Origin of the sequence: Rhizobium rosettiformans W3, from assembly GCF_004912135.1 — a bacterium.
Taxonomy (GTDB): domain Bacteria; phylum Pseudomonadota; class Alphaproteobacteria; order Rhizobiales; family Rhizobiaceae; genus Allorhizobium; species Allorhizobium rosettiformans.
Genome location: NZ_STGU01000001.1, coordinates 477,008 through 497,521 on the forward strand (window position 1 = coordinate 477,008; position 20,514 = coordinate 497,521).

Genomic DNA, 20,514 nt, shown 5'->3' on the forward strand with positions numbered 1-20,514 from the left:
GGTCAGCATCGCAAGAAGGCATCCCATGCGCATTTTTGGAGTTCCGGCGGCAATCGTGCATCACCTGATCAGACAGACTTTCGACCGTGCTGCAGCACGTCTTCTGAAGCCCCTCCTGATCGCGGGTGCGCTGTTTTCGCCCATTCTGGCAGCCTCTGCCGCCCATGCCGAGTTCCGTGTCTGCAACGGCACCCAGAACCTCGTCGGCGTCGCCGTCGGCTACCGGGCAGAAGAAGGCTGGATCACGGAAGGCTGGTGGCAGGTTCCTGCCGGCACCTGTGCCACCCTGATCGAGGGCGAACTCCAATCGCGTTACTATTATCTCTATGCTGAGGATGCCGCTCGCGGTGGTCGCTGGACTGGTGACATCAACATGTGTGTTGCCGAAAACGAGTTCAAGATCGTGGGCGTGAAGGACTGCTTCGCACGCGGCTATCAGCAGATGGGATTCAAGGAATACGACACCGGCAGGCAGGGGAGCTGGATGGTCCAGCTGTCCGATACGTCGGGCACCCAGGAAAGCCAGAACTGATGAAGCGCAACCGCAAAGTAAAGATCCTCGCCACGCTTGGTCCCGCCTCTTCCGAAGAGGCGATGATCCGGAAGCTTCACGAAGCCGGGGCCGATCTTTTCCGCATCAACATGAGCCATGCCAGCCATGACCTGATGCGTACGCTGGTTCAACGCATCCGCAATGTCGAAGCTGCCTGTGGCCGCCCGATCGGCATCCTCGCCGACCTCCAGGGCCCGAAGCTTCGCGTCGGCAAATTCGCCAACACCACCGTTGAGCTGCAGCCGGGTCAGACCTTCACGCTCGACAACAGCCAGGAGCCGGGCGACGCGACGCGCGTTCACCTGCCGCATCCAGAAATTCTGGAATCGGTGAAGCCGGGCGACCGTCTTCTGATCGACGACGGCAAGCTGCATCTGAAGGCCGTCAAGTGCGACGGCAAGAGCATCGTCACCGAGGTGGTCTCGGGCACGAAGATCTCCGACCGCAAGGGCGTCAGCCTGCCCGACACCATTCTCGCAACCGGCGTGCTGACCGACAAGGACCGCGCCGACCTCGATGCCGTGCTCGCCGTCAACGATGTCGACTGGGTTGCGCTTTCCTTCATCCAGCGCCCGGAAGATCTGGCGGAAGTCCGCAAGATCGCCAAGGGCCGCGTTGGGCTGATGTCCAAGATCGAGAAGCCGCAGGCCATCGAGCGCATCGACGAAATCATCGAACTGTCGGACGCACTTATGGTCGCCCGTGGTGACCTCGGCGTTGAAATGCCGCTCGAGCGCGTTCCGGGCATCCAGAAGCAGCTGATCCGCGCCTGCCGCCGAGAAGGCAAGCCGGTCGTCGTTGCGACGCAGATGCTGGAATCGATGATCACGGCGCCGGTGCCGACCCGTGCAGAGGTCTCCGACGTCGCGACCGCCGTCTTCGAAGGCGCCGACGCCATCATGCTCTCGGCAGAATCGGCTTCCGGCCAGTATCCGGTCGAAGCGGTTGCGACCATGGCTTCGATCGCCGAAACCGTAGAGCGCGAGCCGCATTACCCCGGCATCATCTACGCCCAGCGCGCGCAGCCGGAAGCGACCGGTGCGGACGCCATTTCGCTTGCTGCCCGCCAGATCGCTGAGACGCTGCGCCTGCAGGCGATCGTCTGCTACACCTCTTCGGGCAATACAGGTCTGCGCGCCTCGCGCGAGCGTCCGGAAGTGCCGATCATCGCGCTGTCGCCGGTCATCCAGACCGCGCGTCGCCTCTCCGTCGTCTGGGGCCTGCACTGTGTTGTCTCGTCGGAACCGACCGATCTCGACGATATGGTCAACCGCGCCTGCCGCATCGTGGTCGAAGAAGGCTTCGGCAAGCCCGGCGACCGCATCATCATGTCGGCCGGTGTTCCGCTCGGCACGCCAGGTTCGACCAATATGCTGCGCATCGCCTATATCGGTTCGGACGGCCAGACCGGGATCTGATCCCAGCGCCTTGACCATGAAGAAGCCGCCCTCGGGCGGCTTTTTTGATGGCCTTACTGACCGGCCTGAAGCGACGGGGCCGAGCCTCCCGGATCGACGCTGGTTGCCGCAAGACGCGGCTCGACAGCCCGCGCCATGGATTGGAGATCGCGCTCCTTGCCCGCGATCTTCTCCAGGGCGGCGATGACGATGTCGGTCACGATGTAATCCGGCTTGTGGCCGAGGCCCTTGATCCAGACGAGTTCGGAGCCTTCGATATCGCGGGCGAGGCCCTTGGAGTGGATTTCCTCCAGCACGATCGTGTCCGCGTCACCGGTGATCACCACCGTCGGCTTGGCGATTTCGCGGTAACGCGGCGCGAAATCGGTCACATAGGCGTGGAGGCCTGCGACGTCCTTCGCGTTTGACCGGAAGGCAGAGGGACGCAGGACAAGCTGAGGACCTGTTTTCTCGACATAATCGACCGGACGCGTATTGGGAGCAAAGACATGCTCGGTCGCGGCGTCGATCCGCATCATCCCGGCATGCAGCGCCAGGGTATGACAGAAGATCGGACCGATCACCGGCGCGGAGGCGAGGTGATAATACCAGTCCACGCCGCCGGGCCAGGGATGGGTGGCGGCCGAGAGGAAGACGAGGCCTTCGACCTTGTCGGGATGCAGCACGCCGAAGCTTGCGGTGATCGCGCCGCCGAAGGAGTGGCCGACGATGATGGCGCGATCGATCCCCTTCTTCTCCATCAGGCGCGCGATGGCATTGGCCTGGCCGTCCGGCGTATCGTTTTCCGGTCCGCCGCGCTCGGAATATCCGTGTCCGGGCCGATCGACGAAGAGGAGCTCAGCACGACCGCGCAGAGGCTCCAGGAAGGCGCCCGTCTGGTCCTGAAGGTTCCCGGAGGCGCCATGGATGAAAACGATCGGCGGCAGGTCTGCGTTCGGGCCTGCAGGCACGTGGAGTGCATTCAGGCTGTAGCCGCCGACATCGGTGCGCTCACCAATGTTTGGGGTCCGCGCCTCGATGCCCCGGGCCCGGATTTCGGTGGCAATGGCGAGCGCGGCCAGCACGGCGACGAGAAGGAGGAAAATGACGAGCAAGAGAAGACCGATGCGAGAGAGGATGAGCAAGAGCAGAGCTTTCGGCGAGGCGACACAGGCAACAAGATCGTGCTGCCGCGCCATTCGTCAAGGTTCAGTCGGTGCGCGAAGCCGGTCGCTCATTTCGAATTGATCGATATACTGGATTTCCGTATACTGCCTCATGGCCGAACGGTTCGATCCGGACAAAGATCAAATCAATCAATCAAAACACGGCGTGTCGCTTGTGTTCGGCGATCGGATTTTCGAGGACCTGGACCATCTTATCGTTCCCTCCCTCCGCGAACAGGATGGTGAGGAGAGGTACAAGGTGATCGGTCTCGTGGAGCAGAAGCTGTTTACCGGCGTCTTCGTGTGGCGAGCGGATCAACCGCGCTTCATTTCCGTTCGGAGGAGCAATCGTGGAGAAGAACGTGCCTATCGAGATAACGGCTGATCCAATGGATGATGAGGACTTCGACGTTTCCGTCGAAGCGCTCGATCGTGCCCAGCGTTCGAGGCTGATCCGCCGGACGCGCACGGCTCTCGGGCTGTCACAGACGGAGTTCGCGTCTCGATTTCGTGTGCCAGTGGGTACGCTTCGCGACTGGGAGCAGGCGCGGGCAACGCCGCCGGACTTCGCGATCGCTTATGTGCGCGTCATCCGCGAACACCCTGACCTCGTCGCCAAGGTGGTTGCCTAGCAACGACCGCTGAAGCCTCTGATCAGGTCCGCTGGCCGGCCAGTTCTTCCGAAAGCTTGGCGACGATCTCCTGGGCCTCGCGGTCGGCAGGGAAGACCTCGAGATACCGTTCCCAGGCCTTCAGGGCTGCGTCCTTGCTGCCGCGCTCGGTGAGGATGCCGGCGAGGCCGGCAATGGCTCCGAAATGGCGGGGTTCAAGATCGAGCACCTTTTCGATGTCGGACACGGATTTCTGATAGTTGCCCATGGTGAAGTGCAGCGTGGCGCGCTGGTTCCAGGCACCGACGAAATCCGGCTTCAGGATGATCGCCTGGTCGATGAAGTCGAGGGCGGCGGCATTGCGCTTTTCGGCGGCCGCCTTTGCCGACCACTGCATCAGGAGATTGATCGTCGGGCTCGACGACTCGCTCCAGGTGGCCATGGCCGCATTCGCTAGCTGCCGGGCGGCTTGCGGATTGCGTTCCCGTTTGAGCTCCGCCAAGAGGTCGTCGACCGTCTTCGGCTTCACCGGCGTATTCATGGGAATTCGCTCGACGGGCGTTTCAGTGGTGGCCGCGCCAACGCCCTCTTCAGGCACCTGCGCGGCAACCGCGCCGGCGAAAAGCAGGGTGGACAGGATGGCGAGACTTGGGGCGAGTCGCAAAGAAAAACGGCGCATGCAGGGAAGTTAGTCCCTCAGCGCCGTCTTTCAAACTCAAATTTCCGATATCAACACGCTGCGATGGCGGCGGGCAGTCCGTCTGGCTCATGGGATCCGGAGATCCCGGGGCATCAGCCCTGGCGAGCCTTGAAGCGCGGGTTCTGCTTGTTGATGATGTAGATGCGACCCTTGCGGCGAACCAGACGGTTGTCGCGATGACGGGCCTTCAGCGCTTTCAGCGAGTTCTTGATCTTCATTTTTCTGGTCCACAACGATTGTCGGGGAATGTGTCATTCACCCACTGTGTTCAAACAATCAAAAGCGCGCCACTGGGCGCGCCCTTGAAGAGTTGGCGGCAATTAGCCCGAGGGAGGCCCGGATGTCAACATGCTCAGCGGAAAATGCCGGACACATCCGGCTAAAAAACCGGGAAAATCAGTCGCGAAACGGCAGGATTTCGGTGACGTGACCCATCTTTCGGCCGGGGCGGGCTTCCGTCTTGCCGTAGAGATGAACGAGCACGTTGGGCTTTGCGAGCCACGTGGGGACAGAATCGATGTCGTCGCCGATCAGATTCGTCATCACGCAATCGGAGTGGCGCACGGTGTCGCCAAGCGGCAGAGAGGCGACCGCGCGGATGTGCTGTTCGAACTGCGAGACGATGCAGGCGGCTTCCGTCCAGTGGCCGGAATTGTGCACGCGCGGGGCGATCTCGTTGGCGATCAGGCGGCCATTTTCGAGGACAAAGAACTCCATGCCGACGACGCCGACATAGGCGAGGCCGTCGAGCAGTTTGGTCGCGGCTTCGCGAGCAGCCCTTGCGGTCTGAGATGTGATTGCGGCCGGCTGCGTCGAGGTGTGCAGGATACCGTTGCGATGCACGTTCTCCGTCGGGTCGTAGCAGCGGACCTCGCCGTCGGCGCCACGGGCCGCGATGATGGAGACTTCACGGACGAAGGGCACGAAGCTTTCGAGGATGAGCGGGACGGAGCCGAGGGCTTCATAACCGCCTGCTGCGCTTTCGCCCTTGCGGTAGACCTTCTGACCCTTGCCGTCATAGCCGAGACGGCGGGTTTTCAAGACACCTTCACCACCGAAATCGGCAAGAGCGGCTTCCAGATCGGCCTGGCTGTCGACGGCGTGGAAGCGGGCCGTCTCGATGCCGGAGGCGTTGAGGAAACGCTTTTCCGTCACGCGGTCTTGGGCCACTTCGAGAGCCTTCGGCGGCGGATAGACGGGCACGCTCGCGGCGAGTGTCTCTGCGGCCGTCACGGGCACGTTTTCAAATTCGTAGGTGACGACATCGCAGAGGCGGGCAAGCTCGCCAAGTGCTGTCGGGTCGTCATAGGCGGCGGTAATCTGGTGGTTGGCCACCTGGGCGGCGGGGCTGTCGGCCTGCGGCTCGAGGATCACCGTGCGGAAGTTCAGGCGGGCTGCGGCCATGGCCAGCATGCGGCCGAGCTGGCCGCCACCGATGATGCCGATCGTGCGGATGGTCATGGGGCCTCGTCCACGGGATATTCGGCAACGGAGGCCGTCTGGCGCTCGACCCATTCCTCAAGACGCTCGGAAAGCTCGTCATCGAAGGCTGCCAGCACACGAGCGGCAAGAAGGGCGGCGTTGACCGCGCCGGCGCGGCCAATGGCGAGCGTGCCGACGGGAATGCCGGCCGGCATCTGGACGATGGAGTAGAGGCTGTCGAGGCCGGACATCGTCTTGGATTGAACGGGAACGCCAAAGACGGGCAGGGTCGTCAGCGATGCGACCATTCCGGGCAGGTGGGCGGCACCGCCGGCGCCAGCAATGACCACTTTGAAGCCCTCGTCGCGGGCGCCCTTGGCGAAGGCATACATGCGGTCTGGCGTGCGATGTGCCGAAACGATGCGGGCTTCATAGGAGACGCCGAGTGCGTCGAGCGTGTCGGCGGCATTCTTCATGGTTTCCCAGTCGGACTGGCTTCCCATGATGATGGCGACGGGCGGGCACTCAGCTGTCATCTCATATCCTTATGCCGTCATGTTGCGCGGTTAGGCGATGATGTCGGGAATGATCTGGTCTTCCAGCGCTGTGATCTTGTCCTTGATGGACAATTTCTTCTTCTTCATGCGCTGGATGCGAAGGGCGTCGCAGCCGACCGTGATCATGGCATTGATGGCCGCATCATAGTCTTCGTGCTCCTGGCGAAGCCGTGCCAACGAGAGCCTGATGTCGGCTTGTTCCTGATCGGCCATGCTCATTCCCCATTATCGCCGTGTGGCCCATCCTTAAAGGATGCCCGGAAGATTCGCGCAAGCTCCTATCACCAAATACCGGTAACGGGAAGTTATCCCTGTCTTCCATTTTGATGGGCCTTTTTGCCCAGTTCGCCTTCGACAAACCGCATTTCTCGTGTCACATTATCTTCGCAAAGCCTGAAACTCCAGCGGATGAGGGCTGGAGGTAGGCGATAAGGAAGGACGCATCAAATGACCATACAGGCTCATCTTGAATCGCTGCAGAAGAAGCATGGAGCTCTCGAGGATCAACTCCATGACGCGCTTGCATCTCCCTCCGTCGATGATCGGCACATTGCCGAACTGAAGCGCCTCAAACTGCGCCTCAAGGATGAAATGGAACGCCTGAGGGCTTCCACCCGCCACTGATACCACCCTTCCGGCTGCGCCGGGATCTGGCGGACCCAAAGACCGCTCCCGATGTATTCATGAAGCAGCCAATACAACACCCTTGGCCCCGGAGTTCACACGACTTCGGGGCTTTTGTTTGCGCACTTTCACGATGTAGGAGGGGTCAGGACCAGAACTGGTCCAGCCACATGTTCATCCGGTCGAAGCCGGGACGATGGATGAAATAGATGCGCCGGGTGCCTTCCGAGCGGACATCCACAAGTCCGCTGTCGAGCAGGGCCTTCAGATGTTGCGACACAGCCGGGCGGCTGATCGGCAGCTGGCCTGCCAGTTCGTTGACGGTCTTTTCCCCCCGGCGCAGATCCTCTAGGATATGCCGTCGGTTCGGATCTGCGATCGCCATGAACGGGTCTGCGTTCGTCATGGATGGAACGTTATGTCAAAGGCCCTTTGGCGGCAAGCGCTGATGTGCGCTGCAGCAAGGCCTGGCGAACACGAATGCGCGTGTTAGAGGCCGGTCAATCCGCGGGTGCCGTCCCACAGCAATTTGCTGCCTGCGATCAGCACCATTCCATACATCAGCGGATAGAAGATCGCGGGCTTCAGGAAGTGCACGAGACGGGCGCCGGCAAGCGTCGAAATCAGGGCGATCGGCAGCAGGGCGGCAGAGAGGCTCAGATTGGTCGCGTCCAGTTCGCCGAGAGCAAAATAGGGGATGACCTTGATTGCGTTCAGGATCGCGAAGAAGCGTGTGGATGCTCCGGTATAGGTGAGCGGATCGAGCTTCAGCGGCAGAACGTAGATCTGGAAGGGTGGCCCGCCGGCATGGGCGACGAAGCTCGCATAACCGGCAAGCGATCCCCAGAAGGAACCCGCGACCGGGCGCTGTCCGGCAGGTGCCGTCTCCCGCCCGTTATAGGCGGCCCAGCTTTCCACGAAATACTTCAGCGCAAAGACGATCGAGATGCCGCCGAGGACAAGGCGCATGACGTCGGCCGACACATAGGTCGAGGTGGCCCAGCCGAGACCGATGCCGATGATGGCGCCCGGCAGCATGGCGATCAGGGTGGCGCGGTCGTTGTGGCGGCGCCAGGCCCAGAGCGCGACGGCGTCCATCACCAGAAGGATCGGCAGGAAGATCGCCGCGGCCTGCATAGGCGGCACGGCGAAGGCCAGAAGAGGCACGCCGATCAGTGCGAAAGCACCACCGAGACCTCCTTTGGAAAGGCCGACAAGGGCAACGGCGGGAATGGCGACGGCATAGAAGTTCGGGTCAGTCAGCATTGCGCGGTTGATCCTTTCGGAAGAGCGGTCTATCGGATTTGTCCAGAGAAAACGAGGACGAAATCCTGAGAAACGGACCTGTCCCGCACACGGAAACACCGCGCATGACCGAAGATCGCTGCCGCCTCGTCCTCATCGTTCCGGATATGCCGGACACGGCGCAATGCGCCGAAATCGTCGGAAACGCGCTGCGTGGCGGTGATGTTGCATCGGTTATCGTGCCGCAATACGGCCTCGACGATACCGCCTTCCAGAAGCATGCAGAGGCAATCGTTCCCGTCATCCAGAAGGCGGGGGCGGCCGCGCTTGTCGTCGACAACAGCCGGGTTGCCGGCCGGGTGAAGGCTGACGGTCTCCATATCTCCGGCAATGCCGAGGCGCTGGCCGAAGCGGTCGAAAAGCATGTGCCGAAGCTGATCGTCGGCGGTGGCAACGCCATGGACCGGCACCATGCGCTGGAGATGGGCGAAATCCAGCCCGACTACATTTTCTTCGGCAAGATCGATGGCGACATCAAGCCGGAGGCGCATTCTAAGAATGTTGCCCTTGGCGAATGGTGGTCGGCGATGATCGAAATCCCGGCCATCGTCATGGGCGGCACGGATCCGGCCTCGGCGCTTGTCGTGGCCGAAAGCGGCGTCGAATTCGTGGCCCTCGGCAAGGCCGTGTTTTCCGATCCGGCACAAGCTGCCGCAATCGTGACCCGGGTGAATGCCGAGCTTGACGAAAAAGCGCCACGGTTTGAGGCTTGAACCGCCTCATGCGTTCAAACCCGTCTCTTCACCGTCTGATTCTTGCCGCACTGACCGGTGTGGGCCTTCTGATCGCCATGCCGGCGGTGGCGCAGGAGAGCGAGGACGGGATCGAGATTGGTGACCAGCCGGCGATCCTGCCGGCCAATCCCAACGATGCCGGCGAAATCGAGCGCGGCGCACGACCGAGCAGCTCGACCGGGGATGCGAGCACATTGGATCGCGGCGAGCGGGACAGCGCACCGCCTGCCACCAAGGGCGCAAAGCCGACCACCGGCGACAAGCCGGACGAGTTGCAGGGCATCAACATCTATCTGCGCATGGGCACGCCCCTGCCGGACGTGCCGCCGGAAAAGCCCTATGAGGGCAAGCCGGACGAAGCTTACGGCGCCTTCCAGCGCGGCCTCTTCCTGACGGCCGTCGACAAGGCGCTGCCTAGGGCGCAGCTTGGGGATCCCGCAGCCCAGACCCTGCTGGCCGAAATCATGTCTCGCGGGCTTGGAGTGAAGCGCGATCCGAAGGGGGCTGCCTTCTGGTATGGCCAGGCCGCCCAAGGTGGCGATCCGGCTGCGATGTTCAAATACGCGCTCCTCCTGATGGAAGGTCGCGAGGTCCCCCAGGACAAGGCGAAGGCGGACGACTACATGCGCCGCGCTGCGGAGGCCGGAAACGCCTCGGCACAGTTCAACTGGGCGCAGATCCTCGTTTCGGCCAATCCGGGCGTGCGTGGTCTCACCATGGCGATGCCGTTTTACGAAAAGGCGGCCGAGCAGGGGATCGCCGATGCGCAATATGCGCTGGCGCAGGTCTATTCGGCGCTGAAGGATGTTCCGCCGGAGAAGAAGGCGCGCGCGCGAGAATGGATGCTGCGCGCGGCCAGAGCGGGCTTCGATACGGCCCAGCTCGACATGGGGCTCTGGCTGGTTAACGGCTATAACGGACCACGGGATTATGAGGCCGGTTACCGCTGGCTCAGCATCGCCGCGGCTCGCGGCAATGTGGTGGCGCAGAACCGGCTGGCGCATCTCTATATCAATGCTCTCGGCACGAAGCCCGATCCCGTCGAAGCGGCCAAGTGGTATGTGCTGTCGCGACGCGCGGGGCTCAAGGATCCGGGGCTTGAGGACTTCTATCTCGGCCTCAACGAAGAGCAGCAGAAGCAGGCCATCGATCTCGCCAACCGGTTCAGACGCACGTAAGTTAGCCGCCTGCCGCTTCGGGGGAGGGCGGCGGTCATGGATCTCATCGACATTTTCCAGCGTCTCGGGCTTGCTTGTGCCATCGGTGCTGCGGTTGGCGTCGAGCGCCATTGGCGAGAACGCGACGAGCCGGAAGGTGCCCGCATTGCCGGCATCCGCACCTTTACCCTGATCAGCATGACCGGCGGCATCGCCGGGCTTCTGGATGGCGTCCTGACGTCGGGCGGTGTCTCCGGGCTGATCGTTGCGAGTTTCGTGCTTACGATTGCGGTCGTTCTTCTGCGTTTCGGTCTGATGGAAGCGCGCGCCGAGGGCTCTTTCAGTGCCACGACGGTCATTGCCGGCATCACCACGTTCGGGCTCGGGGCTCTCGCGGTGATGGGTGACATGGCGGTGGCGTCTGCCACCGGGGCGGCGATGGTCACGCTGCTGGCAAGCCGCGAATTTCTGCATGGTGCGATCCGGCGGCTGACCTGGGTCGAGTTGCGTTCGGCGGTCGTGCTGCTGGCCATGGGCTTCGTCATCCTGCCGCTCATTCCAGCCGATCCCTATGGTCCCTTTGGCGGCGTTTCTCCTCGAAGCCTCGTAATCCTGGTGATCCTGCTCGCCTCCATCTCCTATGTCGGCTATGTCGCCGTGCGGTTGATCGGCGGCGGGCGCGGCGACCTGGTGGCTGGTGCCGTGGGCGGGCTGGTGTCGTCAACGGCGACGACGCTCGCGATGGCGCGCCACAGCCTGACTTCAGCCAATGCTGCCGGCCCCGCTGCCGGTGCGATTGCAGCCGGCAGCGTGTCGCTGATCCGCACGGCGCTGCTCATGCTGGCGCTTGCGCCATCGCTCGGAGAGCGGTTGTTGCCGGGACTGCTCGTCGCCGGTGCTCTCATGCTGGCGATCGCCTTTTCGCTGGTTGCCCGTGGGGTCGTGGCGGCGGAGGCGGAGCTGCCCGGCAATCCGTTCGAACTGGCGCAGGTGGTGAAGATGGCGCTGCTGATCACCGTCATCGCCTTCATCGCGCGGGCGGCCAGCCAGATCTTCGGCGATGGCGGGCTCTACGTCGTGTCGGCTCTGACCGCGCTGGCCGATGTCGATGCCGTCAGTGTGACGGTTGCCGGAATGCTGCTGGCCCTGTCGCTCGATGTGGCCACCATTGCCGTCGGCATCGCCGTTACCGCCAACATGGCGGCCAAGGTCGTCTATGCAGGTGTCGCAGGAAGCGCGGGCTTTGCGCTTCGACTGGGTGCAGCCTCCCTGATTGCGGTTGCGGCAGGCCTGATCGTCACCCTTGGTGCAGGGCACGTCTGACACCCGCGCATGGGCCGGAACCGCCATACCCCTTGAATTCCGGCGGCATTTGTGGTCTTGAACCGGCCAAACATCGCCGCCGTCGCGCGCTCGTCCGTTGCCGCCTTCCGGCGCCTCCCAGTTTCAAGGAATTCGATACATGGCCCGCTCAGCCCTTCTCAATGTCATGGTTCAGGCAGCACTCAAGGCCGGCAAGTCGCTCTCGCGCGATTTCGGTGAGGTGCAGAACCTGCAGGTTTCCGTGAAAGGCCCCGGTGACTTCGTCTCGCAGGCCGACTTCCGCGCCGAGAAGATCGTGCGCGAGGAACTGCTCAAGGCCCGTCCGACCTATGGATTCCTCGGCGAGGAAGGCGAGGAGATCAAGGGCACTGACGGCGCGCATCGCTGGATCGTCGATCCGCTCGACGGCACGACCAACTTCCTGCACGGCATCCCGCAGTTTGCCGTCTCGATCGCGCTGGAGCGCAATGGCGAAATCGTCGCCGGCGTGATCTTCAACCCGGCAACCGATGAACTCTACACGACGGAAAAGGGCGGCGGCGCCTTCCTCAACGATCGCCGCATCCGCGTCGGCGCCCGCAAGGTGCTCTCCGATTGCGTCATCGGTTGCGGCGTGCCGCATCTCGGTCGTGGCCAGCACGGCAAGTTCCTCATCGAACTGCGCCATGTGATGGGCGAAGTCTCCGGCGTTCGGCGCATGGGCGCTGCGGCCCTTGATCTTGCGTATGTCGCGGCCGGTCGTCTCGACGGCTTCTGGGAAGCCCAGCTCAATGCCTGGGACATCGCAGCCGGCATTCTCCTCATCAAGGAGGCCGGTGGCTTCGTTTCCGACATGAAGGGCGGTCAGGAAATGTTCGAGAACGGCACGGTGCTGGCCGGCAACGAATATATCCGCAAGGCGCTCGAAGAGGTCGTCAACCGTCCGGTGCCGCAGGCCTGATTTTTGCCTTCGGGAAAATTTTCCCAAAGTCCGCGGCTTCAATTCGTCTCATTTTTGCACTAGCCTCCGGGTCCAAGATTCCCCGGAGGTCGAGCATACCATGGCGAAAGTGAAGTTGGAGGATCTCGAGGTGGGCGAGACCCGTCCGGGCGTATACGGCCAGAAGCTCTCCAGCCCGATGCCCTTCTTCACAACCATGGTGATCTTCCTGATCATCGTGTGTTTCATCGCGGCCATCCTCTACCGCCAGGCGCATGCGGCCTTCGTCACCAATCCGGGGCTGAACGGGCTGATCCTCGGGGTTCTCGTGGTCGGCATCATTCTTGTCTTCGCCCAGGTGCTGGCCCTTCGTCCGGAAGTGCGCTGGTTCAATTCCTTCCGCGCCGCTGGCGATAATGCGACGCTTGTCGGCCGTGATCCCAAGCTGCTTGCGCCTATGCGCGCGCTCATCGGCGGCCGTCGTTCGATGGCGATCTCGACGACGGCACTGCGGTCGATCCTCGATTCGATCGGCACGCGCCTCGACGAATCGCGCGACACCAGCCGGTATCTGATCGGCCTTCTCGTCTTTCTCGGCCTGCTCGGCACTTTCTGGGGTCTGCTAGGCACCATCGGCTCGATCAACGAGGTGATCGGTTCGCTCGACCCGGCTTCAGGCGACAGCAACGACATTCTCCAGTCGCTCAAGTCGGGACTGACGGCACCGCTTTCCGGCATGGGTACGGCTTTTTCGTCCTCGCTGCTCGGTCTTTCCGGCTCGCTGATCCTCGGTTTCCTCGACCTGCAGGCGGGCCGTGCGCAGAACCGCTTCTATACCGAACTGGAAAACTGGCTTTCCTCCGTCACGGATCTCGATTCGGAGCGTCCGGTGGTCTCGGAAGGCAGTGCCGCCGTTGCCAGCGATGACGTCCGCCTGCTGGTGGAGGAGATCCAGAAGCTTGCCAATCGCGAGGGCAATGACCGCTCGGTGGCGGCGATTGCGGGGCTTGCGGAAGGTATTCAGGGACTGGTCAAGAACATGCGCAACGAGCAGCAGATGCTGCGCGACTGGATCGAAGCGCAGCAGGAGGATGCTCGCGCCATGCGCAAGACGCTCGACCGGCTGAACGACAAGATCAGCGGGAGCAACAAGTAAATGGCGCTGGGGCGCAACCGCCGCCGCGAGCGCGGCGTCGACTACTGGCCGGGCTTCGTCGATGCCCTGTCCACGCTTTTGCTCGCCATCATGTTCCTGCTCACGGTCTTCGTCGTGGCGCAGTTCATCCTGGGCCGCGAGATCTCAGGCAAGGATGAGGTGCTGAACCGGCTGAACAGCCAGATCGCGGAACTGACGCAGCTGCTCGCGCTGGAGAAAAGCGGCAAGCAGGATCTGGAAGATACGCTCGCAGCGCTGCAATCCTCTCTCGCTTCGTCGGAAAGCGAGCGGTCGCGCCTGCAGGAACTGCTCGACAGTGGAGCAGGGACCGCGGATGCCGCCAATGCCAAGGTCGGTCGTCTCACGGAAGAACTCGACGCCGAAAAGCAGGTCAGCGCCCGGGCGATGAGCCAGATCGAGCTGCTCAACCAGCAGATCGCCGCACTCAGGGCGCAGATCGCGGCGGTTGAGGAAGCCCTGCAGGCCTCCGAAGCGAAGGATCAGGCCTCGCAGACACGGATCGCCGACCTCGGTCGTCGCCTCAATGTGGCGCTGGCGCAGCGCGTTCAGGAGCTCAACCGCTATCGCTCCGACTTCTTCGGGCGACTTCGCGAGATCCTCTCGGATCGTGAGAACATCCGCATCGTCGGTGACCGTTTCGTCTTCCAGTCAGAGGTGCTGTTTCCCGTTGGTGGTGCCGATCTCGACGCGGCAGGGCAGGCGGAGATGGACAAGCTCGCCGCTGCGGTTCTCGAGCTGGCGGAGGAGATCCCGTCCGAGATCAACTGGGTGCTGAGGGTCGACGGCCACACGGACGCCTCGCCGCTGACCGGGACGGGTCGCTACCGGGACAATTGGGAGCTCTCGTCCGCCCGCGCTACCTCGGTCGTCAAATATCTGATCTCCCGGGGTGTGCCGGCAAACCGGCTGGTCGCTGCAGGCTTCGGCGAGTTCCAGCCGATTGCCGAAGGGGAGACACCCGAAGTGCTGTCCCAGAACCGCCGCATCGAGCTCAAGCTCACCGAGCGCTGACACGGGCATATCTGTTTGCCTTCCCGACAACTTGCGTGCTGTATTACGTGTGCGTAAAGGTAAGAACATGCGCATGGGGAGGATGGCATGCAGGAATTCGACGTCATCGTCATCGGAGGTGGCCTTGCCGGCCTCGTCGCCGCCACGGAGGCGGTTGATCGCGGCCTGAGCGTCGGGCTGATCGATCAGGAGGGCGAGCAGAACCTGGGTGGTCAGGCTTTCTGGTCCCTTGGCGGGCTCTTCTTCGTCGATAGTCCCGAGCAGCGCCGGATGGGCATTCGCGACAGCCTGGAGCTTGCCCGGCAGGATTGGTTGGGCTCGGCCGCTTTCGATCGCACGGAGGATTTCTGGCCGCGCCAATGGGCCGAAGCCTATTTGCAGTTTGCAGCGGGGGAAAAGCGCAGCTGGCTGAAAAGCCAGGGTGTCGGCTGGTTTCCCGTCGTCGGCTGGGCCGAGCGCGGCGGTGGGCATGCCGACGGGCATGGCAACTCCGTGCCGCGCTTCCATGTGACCTGGGGCACTGGCCCCGGTGTCCTTGCGCCCTTTATCCGGCGTGCCCAGGCTGCTGCCGAGGCGGGCAAGCTGACCTTCCTCTTCCGTCACCAGGTGGACCGGCTGATTACGACCAATGGCGCAATCACGGGCGCTTCCGGTCAGCTACTTGCCGGTGACGCCACGCCCCGCGGTGCCACCAGCTCGCGCAATGTCGTCGGCGAGTTCGAGGTGAGGGCAGGGGCCGTCATCGTGGCTTCCGGCGGTATCGGCGGCAATCACGACCTCGTCCGCAAGAGCTGGCCCACCAATCGCCTCGGACCGGCGCCCAAGCAGATGGTCGCTGGCGTGCCGGCCCATGTCGATGGCCGCATGCTATCAATCACCCAGGCGGCCGGTGGCGAGGTCATCAATGGTGACCGGATGTGGCACTATACCGAGGGGCTCAAGAACTGGGACCCGATCTGGCCGAACCATGGCATCCGTATTCTGCCGGGGCCTTCGTCCTTCTGGTGCGATGCCGATGGCCATCGCTTCCCCGCACCGGCGATGCCGGGCTTCGACACGCTCGGCACGCTGAAGGCCATCCGCGCCCGCGGGCACGACTATTCCTGGTTCATCCTCAACAAGGCGATCATCAAGAAGGAGTTCGCCCTCTCGGGATCTGAGCAGAACCCGGATCTGACCGACAAGAACATTCCGCTGCTCCTGAAACGCCTCGGCAAGAACCCGCCGGGGCCCGTGCAGGCCTTCATGGACAAGGGCGAGGACTTTGTGGTCAGGGACAATCTGGAGGATCTTGTTGCCGGCATGAACGAGCTGACCGGCGAGCATCGGCTGGGCGTGCATCATGTCCGGGCGCAGATCGAGGCGCGTGACCGGGAGATGGAAAACAGCTTCTCCAAGGACGCGCAGGTCGTGGCGATCCGCGGCGCGCGCAACTATCTCGGCGACAAGCTGATGCGCACGGCCAAGCCGCATCGGCTGCTCGATCCGGCGGCCGGTCCGCTGATCGGCGTCAGGCTGCATATCCTGACGCGAAAGACACTGGGTGGCCTGCACACGGATCTCGAAGGGCGCGTGTTGAACCGGGAAAACAAGCCGGTGCCGGGGCTTTATGCGGCCGGCGAAGTCTCGGGCTTCGGCGGTGGCGGCATGCATGGTTACAACGCGCTCGAGGGCACCTTCCTCGGCGGTTGCCTGTTCTCCGGTCGCGTGGCGGGGCGTAGCGTCGGGCGCTGAGCCCGACAGAGCTTACTGTGCGGCGGCGGTAAAGTCGCGGCCGCCGGTCTCGAACTGCAGGCGGGCGAGCTTGGCATAAAGGCCACCCTGCTGGATCAGGCTCTGATGCGTGCCCTCTTCGACGATGCGGCCATCATCGAGTACGAGGATGCGGTCCGCCTTCAGCACGGTCGCCAGGCGATGGGCGATGACGATGGTGGTGCGGTCGCGCATCAGGCCGTCGAGTGCCTTCTGGACGAGCGTTTCGCTCTCGGCGTCGAGGGCCGAGGTCGCCTCGTCGAGCAGCAGTAGCGGTGCATCGCGCAGCAAGGCGCGGGCGATCGCGATGCGCTGACGCTGCCCGCCCGAGAGCGTGACACCGCGTTCGCCGACGATGGTGTCGAAGCCGTTCTCCAGCCGACTGATGAACTCGCTGGCCTGGGCGGCTTCCGCTGCCGCCTCCACCATGCCGCGGCAGGCGTTGGGTGTGCCGAAGGCGATGTTGTCATGAATCGAGGAGGCGAAGATCGTCGTGTCCTGGGGCACGATCGCAATCCGCTGCCGAACGGCGTGGGGATCAGCCTCGCGGATATCGACGCCGTCGAGGCGGATCGTCCCGGAGGCCGGATCGTAGAAGCGGAGGATCAGCGAGAAGATGGTGCTCTTGCCAGCCCCGGAGGGGCCAACGATGGCGACGGTTTCGCCATGGGCAACGGTGAAGGAGAGACCATTGAGCGCCGATTTGGTCTTCGCCGAGGGGTAGGAGAAGTGCACGTCCTGAAAGGCGATGCTGCCCTGAGCCGGGTCCGGCAAGGCCTTGGGATTGGCAGGGGCGGCGATTGCCGGATGCTCGGCGAGAAGCTCATGCAGACGCTCTGCGGCGCCGGCGGCCTGGGAGAGTTCGCCCCAGACTTCCGACAGTGTGCCGAGCGAGCCTGCGGCGATCAGGGAATAGAGGAGGAACTGGCCAAGCGTGCCGCCGCTCATGGTGCCGGCGAGAACACTCTGGGCGCCGTACCAGAGGACGCCGACAACGCTGCCGAAGACGAGCGCAATCGCAACGCCGGTCAAAAGCGCGCGGGAGCGGATGGCAGAACGGGCGGCTTCATAGGCGCTTTCCACGGAACCGAAGTAGCGGCCGCGCGCGGCCTCTTCGGCATTGAAGGCCTGAAGCGTGCGTGCGGCACCGATGACTTCGCCGGCATAGGACGAGGCTTCGGCCAGCGTGTCCTGGGCGGCGCGGGAGCGCTGACGCACCGAGCGGCCGAAGCCGACAAGCGGGAAGACGATGACCGGAATGGCGGCCAGCACCATGATCGACAGCTTCGGGCTCGTCGCGATCATCATGACGACGGCGCCGAGACAGAGGATCGTGTTGCGCAGCGCAAGCGATGCTGTCGCGCCGACGGCGGACTTCAGCTGAGTCGTGTCAGCGGTCAGGCGCGAGACGATTTCGCCCGACTGGTTGATGTCGAAGAAGGAGGGGGAGAGCTTCGTGACATGGGCGAAGACGTCACGGCGCAGGTCGGCGACCACGCGCTCACCGATGGTGATGACGTAGTAGTAGCGAAGGGCGCTGGCGATCGCGAGAACGAGCGCCATGACGATCATCATGGCGAAGTATTTGTTGATGAATTCACTGTCGGAAGCCTGGAAACCGTGGTCCAGCATGCGACGGATGGCAATCGGCAGGGCCAGCGTGGTGGCGGCTGCAAGGCCAAGGAAGATCAGCGCGCCGGCCACTAGACCTCTATAGCGCTTCAGATAGGGAAAGAGACTGGTGAGAGGCTTCAGAGTGCGGCGTTTCTTGTCTGTGTTTTCAGCTTCCGAGGTCACTCTGTCATGCTCCTTCAACGCATACCGGCTTTCACGCCATGGCACTTGTTATCCCTGCGCCCTTCATGTATAGGCACGGCATCGAATTGGGAAGCCGTAGCCCATAAGGACTGCGGCTTCATCTATTGAATAGGTTCTGCCGAGGCAATTGCGGCATATGGACCCCACGGCACAGCAGGAATAGAGCGATGAAGGCTGACATCCATCCCGACTACCACGTCATCAAGGTCGTCATGACCGATGGCACCGAATACGAAACCCGTTCGACCTGGGGTTCCGAGGGCGCAGTGATGAACCTCGAAATCGACCCGAAGTCGCATCCGGCCTGGACCGGTGGTAACCAGCAGCTGCTGGACCGCGGTGGTCGCGTTTCCAAGTTCAACAAGCGCTTCGGCGGCCTCGGCCTCTAATCGCTTCGGACGATCTGCATACAAAAAGCCCGGCTTCGTGCCGGGCTTTTTGCGTTGAGGCTCAGGGAATGAAGCGTCTCAGATGGCGCCCAGCCGGTCAGCGATCTCCTCGAGTGCCAGATCGTGCTTCTCAGCCAGTGTGAGACCAAAGCGCTCGAGTTTGGCTATGTTCTCCGGCGTCGCGTCGTCCAGAGCGTCATTGACGCCGACCAGCGGCGCATCCAGCCGGACATAGTTCAGCCGTTTGCGATTGCCCGTCGTCACCGCTGTTGCCCCGTCGGCAAAACTGGGCGGCTCGGCGTTGAGCAGCTTGTTCAGCTGGTAGGATGTCGTGCTGGACTGTCCCTGCATCAGGACCGAGATCAGCGGTGTGTCGTTTGCCGGACTGATCCAGCCGCCGGCGCCCCAGCCCTTGGCCTGCTGATAGGGGATCGGGCGGTTCGCCGAGCCGGTGCCAAGCGAGAGGATGACGATCTCGTTGCCCTTGTCGAGCCAGCCGAGCTTGCAGCCCTCCACATAGGCCGCCATCGCCGGATCATTGGCGAACACGCCGCCATCGATCAGCGGCAGCGCCGGGATCTGTCCGTGGCTTTCCTTGGCGAGATTCTCGACCAGTGCGGGTTCGAAGTAAGTTGGCGCTGCCGAGGAGCCGCGCACCGCCTGCCAGAAGCGGAAACGTTCGTGATCCTTGTCGGCATTGGTCATGAAGACCGCCCGGCGCGCCTGGATGTCGTAAGCCGTGATCAGCACTTTGGTCAGCGCGTCTTTGATCTCGCTCTTTTCACCCAGCATCTGTCGCAGGATCTTCTCCAGCGGTGCTGCGTCATAGCGTTCCTCGAACAGTCCGCCGAAGTTCGCGAGTTTGCGGAAAAGGCCGATGTTGAAGATCTCGGCGCCCTTGCGCTTGTAAAGGTCGAGCAGTGTCGTCGGGTCGGCGGCCGGCTCGTCTGGTTTCCCTGGCTTCGGACAGGTCAAACCCGCGGCGATGATCGCACCGGTCGATGTACCGGCGATCATGTGGAAGTAGCGATGCAGTGGCAGTCGCTTGTCACGCTTTTCAAGTTTGTTTTTCAGCACCGTGAGTATGGCTGCCGGGATGGTGCCCCTGATCCCGCCGCCATCAATCGAAAGAATGAACCGTGTCATGCTCAACTCCCCCTTTTAAGAGAATTGTTGCATATTATTCAGGGTTGTAAATGCTCTTCTTGCAACCTTTTGAAAGCGCACATGAAAAACCCGGCTCAGCTTGCGCTGGCCGGGCTAAAATGGTGCTTTTTTAGATCAATCAGCCTGCGTTGAAGGCGGTGCGCAGCAGGTTGAGCTGTGCCTGGACGCTGTTTTCGTTGTCCGGCTGGAACTCTTCCTCGGATGGGCGGTAGATTTCACGGTCGAGCAGGGCGATGCGGTTCTGCAGGCGGAGCGAACGCTCGACGAGATCACGGAAGGCTTCCGGCAGGTCGTTCCAACCTGGAGCGGCACGGTCGACGTTGAAGCCGTCGAGGCGGACCTTGCTCTTTTCGGAGATCACCTGGTCGCGGCTCATCTCGCCGTTGTTGACGGCGCGCTGCAGAAGAAGCCAGGAGGCCATCTGCATCAGGCGGGTCGTCAGGCGCATCGACTCGGCAGCATAAAGCACAGAGGCCTGGCGCGGCAGAACCTTGGCGGCTGCGCGGCCGGGGCCGTCGAGATAAGCGGCAGTTTCTTCAACCAGTCCCATGCCTTCAGCATAGGTCGACTTGAACTGGCTGGACGCTGCCACACGACCGGCAAAGCTAACCGTATTCACACCGAGTTCAGACATGGATGTTTCCCTGTAAACGCATCACTTAGGCATGTAACGACAGCGCTACGAACTTGTTCCTGCCGCATTTTGTGAGGCTACGATGCTACCAATAGCCC

24 protein-coding genes are annotated in these 20,514 nt (G+C 62.7%); 13 read left to right on the top strand and 11 right to left on the bottom strand.

Annotated elements, in window-relative coordinates; genetic code table 11:
- The first annotated feature begins 25 nt into the window (after positions 1 to 25).
- Both FAA86_RS02220 and pyk read left to right on the top strand, forming a co-directional pair.
- Complete coding sequence (locus FAA86_RS02220) at positions 26 to 532, top strand: DUF1036 domain-containing protein (protein WP_167494858.1); 507 nt, start codon at positions 26 to 28, stop codon at positions 530 to 532.
- The gene (pyk, locus tag FAA86_RS02225; protein WP_113458521.1) at positions 532 to 1,971 is read left to right on the top strand and encodes a pyruvate kinase; all 1,440 of its coding nucleotides are present in this window, start codon (positions 532 to 534) and stop codon (positions 1,969 to 1,971) included. The genes FAA86_RS02220 and pyk overlap by 1 nt, the downstream gene beginning before the upstream one ends.
- A gap of 53 nt (positions 1,972 to 2,024) precedes the next feature.
- On the opposite strand, the gene FAA86_RS02230 is transcribed toward pyk, so the two are convergent.
- On the bottom strand, positions 2,025 to 3,149 hold the full coding sequence (locus tag FAA86_RS02230; protein ID WP_136538163.1) for an alpha/beta fold hydrolase: 1,125 nt from the start codon (positions 3,147 to 3,149) through the stop codon (positions 2,025 to 2,027).
- A 79-nt stretch (positions 3,150 to 3,228) separates the two neighbouring features.
- Between FAA86_RS02230 and FAA86_RS02235 the strand changes: the two genes are divergently transcribed.
- Positions 3,229 to 3,501, top strand: coding sequence for a BrnT family toxin (locus FAA86_RS02235; protein ID WP_136538164.1), 273 nt, complete (start codon positions 3,229 to 3,231; stop codon positions 3,499 to 3,501).
- Positions 3,479 to 3,748 (top strand): helix-turn-helix domain-containing protein, encoded by a 270-nt coding sequence (locus FAA86_RS02240; protein ID WP_246034979.1) that lies wholly within the window; start codon positions 3,479 to 3,481, stop codon positions 3,746 to 3,748. The genes FAA86_RS02235 and FAA86_RS02240 overlap by 23 nt, the downstream gene beginning before the upstream one ends.
- 22 nt (positions 3,749 to 3,770) lie before the next feature.
- Here FAA86_RS02240 and FAA86_RS02245 read toward each other — a convergent pair whose 3' ends face one another.
- From FAA86_RS02245 to FAA86_RS02265, 5 genes are all read right to left on the bottom strand, one after another.
- Positions 3,771 to 4,406, bottom strand: a complete 636-nt coding sequence (locus FAA86_RS02245; protein WP_136538165.1) for a tetratricopeptide repeat protein — start codon at positions 4,404 to 4,406, stop codon at positions 3,771 to 3,773.
- Positions 4,407 to 4,519: 113 nt separating this feature from the next.
- Entirely contained in the window at positions 4,520 to 4,645 is a 126-nt protein-coding gene (gene ykgO / locus FAA86_RS02250) for a type B 50S ribosomal protein L36 (protein ID WP_006726873.1), read from the bottom strand.
- Positions 4,646 to 4,823: 178 nt separating this feature from the next.
- Positions 4,824 to 5,888 carry a 5-(carboxyamino)imidazole ribonucleotide synthase gene (locus FAA86_RS02255; protein WP_136538166.1) on the bottom strand — a complete coding sequence of 355 codons (1,065 nt, stop codon included), beginning with the start codon at positions 5,886 to 5,888 and terminating at the stop codon, positions 4,824 to 4,826.
- Entirely contained in the window at positions 5,885 to 6,385 is a 501-nt protein-coding gene (purE, locus tag FAA86_RS02260; RefSeq protein WP_113458515.1) for a 5-(carboxyamino)imidazole ribonucleotide mutase, read from the bottom strand. The genes FAA86_RS02255 and purE overlap by 4 nt, the downstream gene beginning before the upstream one ends.
- Positions 6,386 to 6,415: 30 nt before the next feature.
- A complete protein-coding gene (locus FAA86_RS02265) occupies positions 6,416 to 6,619 on the bottom strand; it encodes a YdcH family protein (RefSeq protein ID WP_113458565.1) in 204 nt (67 codons plus the stop codon).
- A 234-nt stretch (positions 6,620 to 6,853) separates the two neighbouring features.
- On the opposite strand from FAA86_RS02265, the gene FAA86_RS02270 reads away from it, so the two are divergent.
- Positions 6,854 to 7,030, top strand: a complete 177-nt coding sequence (locus FAA86_RS02270; protein WP_006726869.1) for a YdcH family protein — start codon at positions 6,854 to 6,856, stop codon at positions 7,028 to 7,030.
- Between the two features lie 145 nt (positions 7,031 to 7,175).
- Here the strand turns inward: FAA86_RS02270 and FAA86_RS02275 are convergent, their stop codons facing one another.
- Both FAA86_RS02275 and FAA86_RS02280 read right to left on the bottom strand, forming a co-directional pair.
- Positions 7,176 to 7,436: an ArsR/SmtB family transcription factor gene (locus FAA86_RS02275; protein WP_113458514.1), complete on the bottom strand. Its 261-nt coding sequence runs from the start codon at positions 7,434 to 7,436 to the stop codon at positions 7,176 to 7,178.
- An 83-nt stretch (positions 7,437 to 7,519) separates the two neighbouring features.
- Positions 7,520 to 8,296: a sulfite exporter TauE/SafE family protein gene (locus FAA86_RS02280; RefSeq protein ID WP_136538167.1), complete on the bottom strand. Its 777-nt coding sequence runs from the start codon at positions 8,294 to 8,296 to the stop codon at positions 7,520 to 7,522.
- Positions 8,297 to 8,400: 104 nt separating this feature from the next.
- Between FAA86_RS02280 and FAA86_RS02285 the strand changes: the two genes are divergently transcribed.
- From FAA86_RS02285 to FAA86_RS02315, 7 genes are all read left to right on the top strand, one after another.
- Complete coding sequence (locus FAA86_RS02285; RefSeq protein WP_136538168.1) at positions 8,401 to 9,048, top strand: thiamine phosphate synthase; 648 nt, start codon at positions 8,401 to 8,403, stop codon at positions 9,046 to 9,048.
- A gap of 8 nt (positions 9,049 to 9,056) precedes the next feature.
- On the top strand, positions 9,057 to 10,247 hold the full coding sequence (locus tag FAA86_RS02290; RefSeq protein ID WP_136538169.1) for a tetratricopeptide repeat protein: 1,191 nt from the start codon (positions 9,057 to 9,059) through the stop codon (positions 10,245 to 10,247).
- A gap of 36 nt (positions 10,248 to 10,283) precedes the next feature.
- Positions 10,284 to 11,549 carry an MgtC/SapB family protein gene (locus FAA86_RS02295; RefSeq protein WP_136538170.1) on the top strand — a complete coding sequence of 422 codons (1,266 nt, stop codon included), beginning with the start codon at positions 10,284 to 10,286 and terminating at the stop codon, positions 11,547 to 11,549.
- 139 nt (positions 11,550 to 11,688) lie between these two features.
- Complete coding sequence (locus FAA86_RS02300; RefSeq protein WP_113458510.1) at positions 11,689 to 12,489, top strand: inositol monophosphatase family protein; 801 nt, start codon at positions 11,689 to 11,691, stop codon at positions 12,487 to 12,489.
- Between the two features lie 100 nt (positions 12,490 to 12,589).
- Entirely contained in the window at positions 12,590 to 13,624 is a 1,035-nt protein-coding gene (locus tag FAA86_RS02305) for a flagellar motor protein MotA (RefSeq protein WP_136538171.1), read from the top strand.
- Positions 13,625 to 14,656, top strand: a complete 1,032-nt coding sequence (locus FAA86_RS02310) for a peptidoglycan -binding protein (protein WP_136538172.1) — start codon at positions 13,625 to 13,627, stop codon at positions 14,654 to 14,656.
- An 87-nt stretch (positions 14,657 to 14,743) separates the two neighbouring features.
- Positions 14,744 to 16,390, top strand: a complete 1,647-nt coding sequence (locus tag FAA86_RS02315; RefSeq protein WP_136538173.1) for an FAD-binding dehydrogenase — start codon at positions 14,744 to 14,746, stop codon at positions 16,388 to 16,390.
- 12 nt (positions 16,391 to 16,402) lie between these two features.
- On the opposite strand, the gene FAA86_RS02320 is transcribed toward FAA86_RS02315, so the two are convergent.
- Positions 16,403 to 18,205 (bottom strand): ABC transporter transmembrane domain-containing protein, encoded by a 1,803-nt coding sequence (locus FAA86_RS02320; protein WP_136538174.1) that lies wholly within the window; start codon positions 18,203 to 18,205, stop codon positions 16,403 to 16,405.
- Positions 18,206 to 18,393: 188 nt separating this feature from the next.
- Between FAA86_RS02320 and rpmE the strand changes: the two genes are divergently transcribed.
- Complete coding sequence (gene rpmE / locus FAA86_RS02325) at positions 18,394 to 18,615, top strand: 50S ribosomal protein L31 (RefSeq protein ID WP_113376335.1); 222 nt, start codon at positions 18,394 to 18,396, stop codon at positions 18,613 to 18,615.
- A 78-nt stretch (positions 18,616 to 18,693) separates the two neighbouring features.
- On the opposite strand, the gene FAA86_RS02330 is transcribed toward rpmE, so the two are convergent.
- Both FAA86_RS02330 and rcdA read right to left on the bottom strand, forming a co-directional pair.
- On the bottom strand, positions 18,694 to 19,761 hold the full coding sequence (locus FAA86_RS02330; protein WP_136538175.1) for a patatin-like phospholipase family protein: 1,068 nt from the start codon (positions 19,759 to 19,761) through the stop codon (positions 18,694 to 18,696).
- 139 nt (positions 19,762 to 19,900) lie between these two features.
- Positions 19,901 to 20,416 carry a protease adaptor protein RcdA gene (gene rcdA, locus FAA86_RS02335; protein WP_113458504.1) on the bottom strand — a complete coding sequence of 172 codons (516 nt, stop codon included), beginning with the start codon at positions 20,414 to 20,416 and terminating at the stop codon, positions 19,901 to 19,903.
- Positions 20,417 to 20,514 lie beyond the last annotated feature (98 nt).

Bases quoted from the DNA above. Each gene is read 5' to 3' on its own strand.
- FAA86_RS02220 (WP_167494858.1), top strand. From the start codon at position 26: ATGCGCATTTTTGGAGTTCCGGCGGCAATCGTGCATCACCTGATCAGA.
- pyk (WP_113458521.1), top strand. From the start codon at position 532: ATGAAGCGCAACCGCAAAGTAAAGATCCTCGCCACGCTTGGTCCCGCC.
- FAA86_RS02230 (WP_136538163.1), bottom strand. From the start codon at position 3,149: ATGGCGCGGCAGCACGATCTTGTTGCCTGTGTCGCCTCGCCGAAAGCT.
- FAA86_RS02235 (WP_136538164.1), top strand. From the start codon at position 3,229: ATGGCCGAACGGTTCGATCCGGACAAAGATCAAATCAATCAATCAAAA.
- FAA86_RS02245 (WP_136538165.1), bottom strand. From the start codon at position 4,406: ATGCGCCGTTTTTCTTTGCGACTCGCCCCAAGTCTCGCCATCCTGTCC.
- ykgO (WP_006726873.1), bottom strand. From the start codon at position 4,645: ATGAAGATCAAGAACTCGCTGAAAGCGCTGAAGGCCCGTCATCGCGAC.
- FAA86_RS02255 (WP_136538166.1), bottom strand. From the start codon at position 5,888: ATGACCATCCGCACGATCGGCATCATCGGTGGCGGCCAGCTCGGCCGC.
- purE (WP_113458515.1), bottom strand. From the start codon at position 6,385: ATGACAGCTGAGTGCCCGCCCGTCGCCATCATCATGGGAAGCCAGTCC.
- FAA86_RS02265 (WP_113458565.1), bottom strand. From the start codon at position 6,619: ATGGCCGATCAGGAACAAGCCGACATCAGGCTCTCGTTGGCACGGCTT.
- FAA86_RS02270 (WP_006726869.1), top strand. From the start codon at position 6,854: ATGACCATACAGGCTCATCTTGAATCGCTGCAGAAGAAGCATGGAGCT.
- FAA86_RS02275 (WP_113458514.1), bottom strand. From the start codon at position 7,436: ATGACGAACGCAGACCCGTTCATGGCGATCGCAGATCCGAACCGACGG.
- FAA86_RS02280 (WP_136538167.1), bottom strand. From the start codon at position 8,296: ATGCTGACTGACCCGAACTTCTATGCCGTCGCCATTCCCGCCGTTGCC.
- FAA86_RS02285 (WP_136538168.1), top strand. From the start codon at position 8,401: ATGACCGAAGATCGCTGCCGCCTCGTCCTCATCGTTCCGGATATGCCG.
- FAA86_RS02290 (WP_136538169.1), top strand. From the start codon at position 9,057: ATGCGTTCAAACCCGTCTCTTCACCGTCTGATTCTTGCCGCACTGACC.
- FAA86_RS02295 (WP_136538170.1), top strand. From the start codon at position 10,284: ATGGATCTCATCGACATTTTCCAGCGTCTCGGGCTTGCTTGTGCCATC.
- FAA86_RS02300 (WP_113458510.1), top strand. From the start codon at position 11,689: ATGGCCCGCTCAGCCCTTCTCAATGTCATGGTTCAGGCAGCACTCAAG.
- FAA86_RS02305 (WP_136538171.1), top strand. From the start codon at position 12,590: ATGGCGAAAGTGAAGTTGGAGGATCTCGAGGTGGGCGAGACCCGTCCG.
- FAA86_RS02310 (WP_136538172.1), top strand. From the start codon at position 13,625: ATGGCGCTGGGGCGCAACCGCCGCCGCGAGCGCGGCGTCGACTACTGG.
- FAA86_RS02315 (WP_136538173.1), top strand. From the start codon at position 14,744: ATGCAGGAATTCGACGTCATCGTCATCGGAGGTGGCCTTGCCGGCCTC.
- rpmE (WP_113376335.1), top strand. From the start codon at position 18,394: ATGAAGGCTGACATCCATCCCGACTACCACGTCATCAAGGTCGTCATG.
- FAA86_RS02330 (WP_136538175.1), bottom strand. From the start codon at position 19,761: ATGACACGGTTCATTCTTTCGATTGATGGCGGCGGGATCAGGGGCACC.
- rcdA (WP_113458504.1), bottom strand. From the start codon at position 20,416: ATGTCTGAACTCGGTGTGAATACGGTTAGCTTTGCCGGTCGTGTGGCA.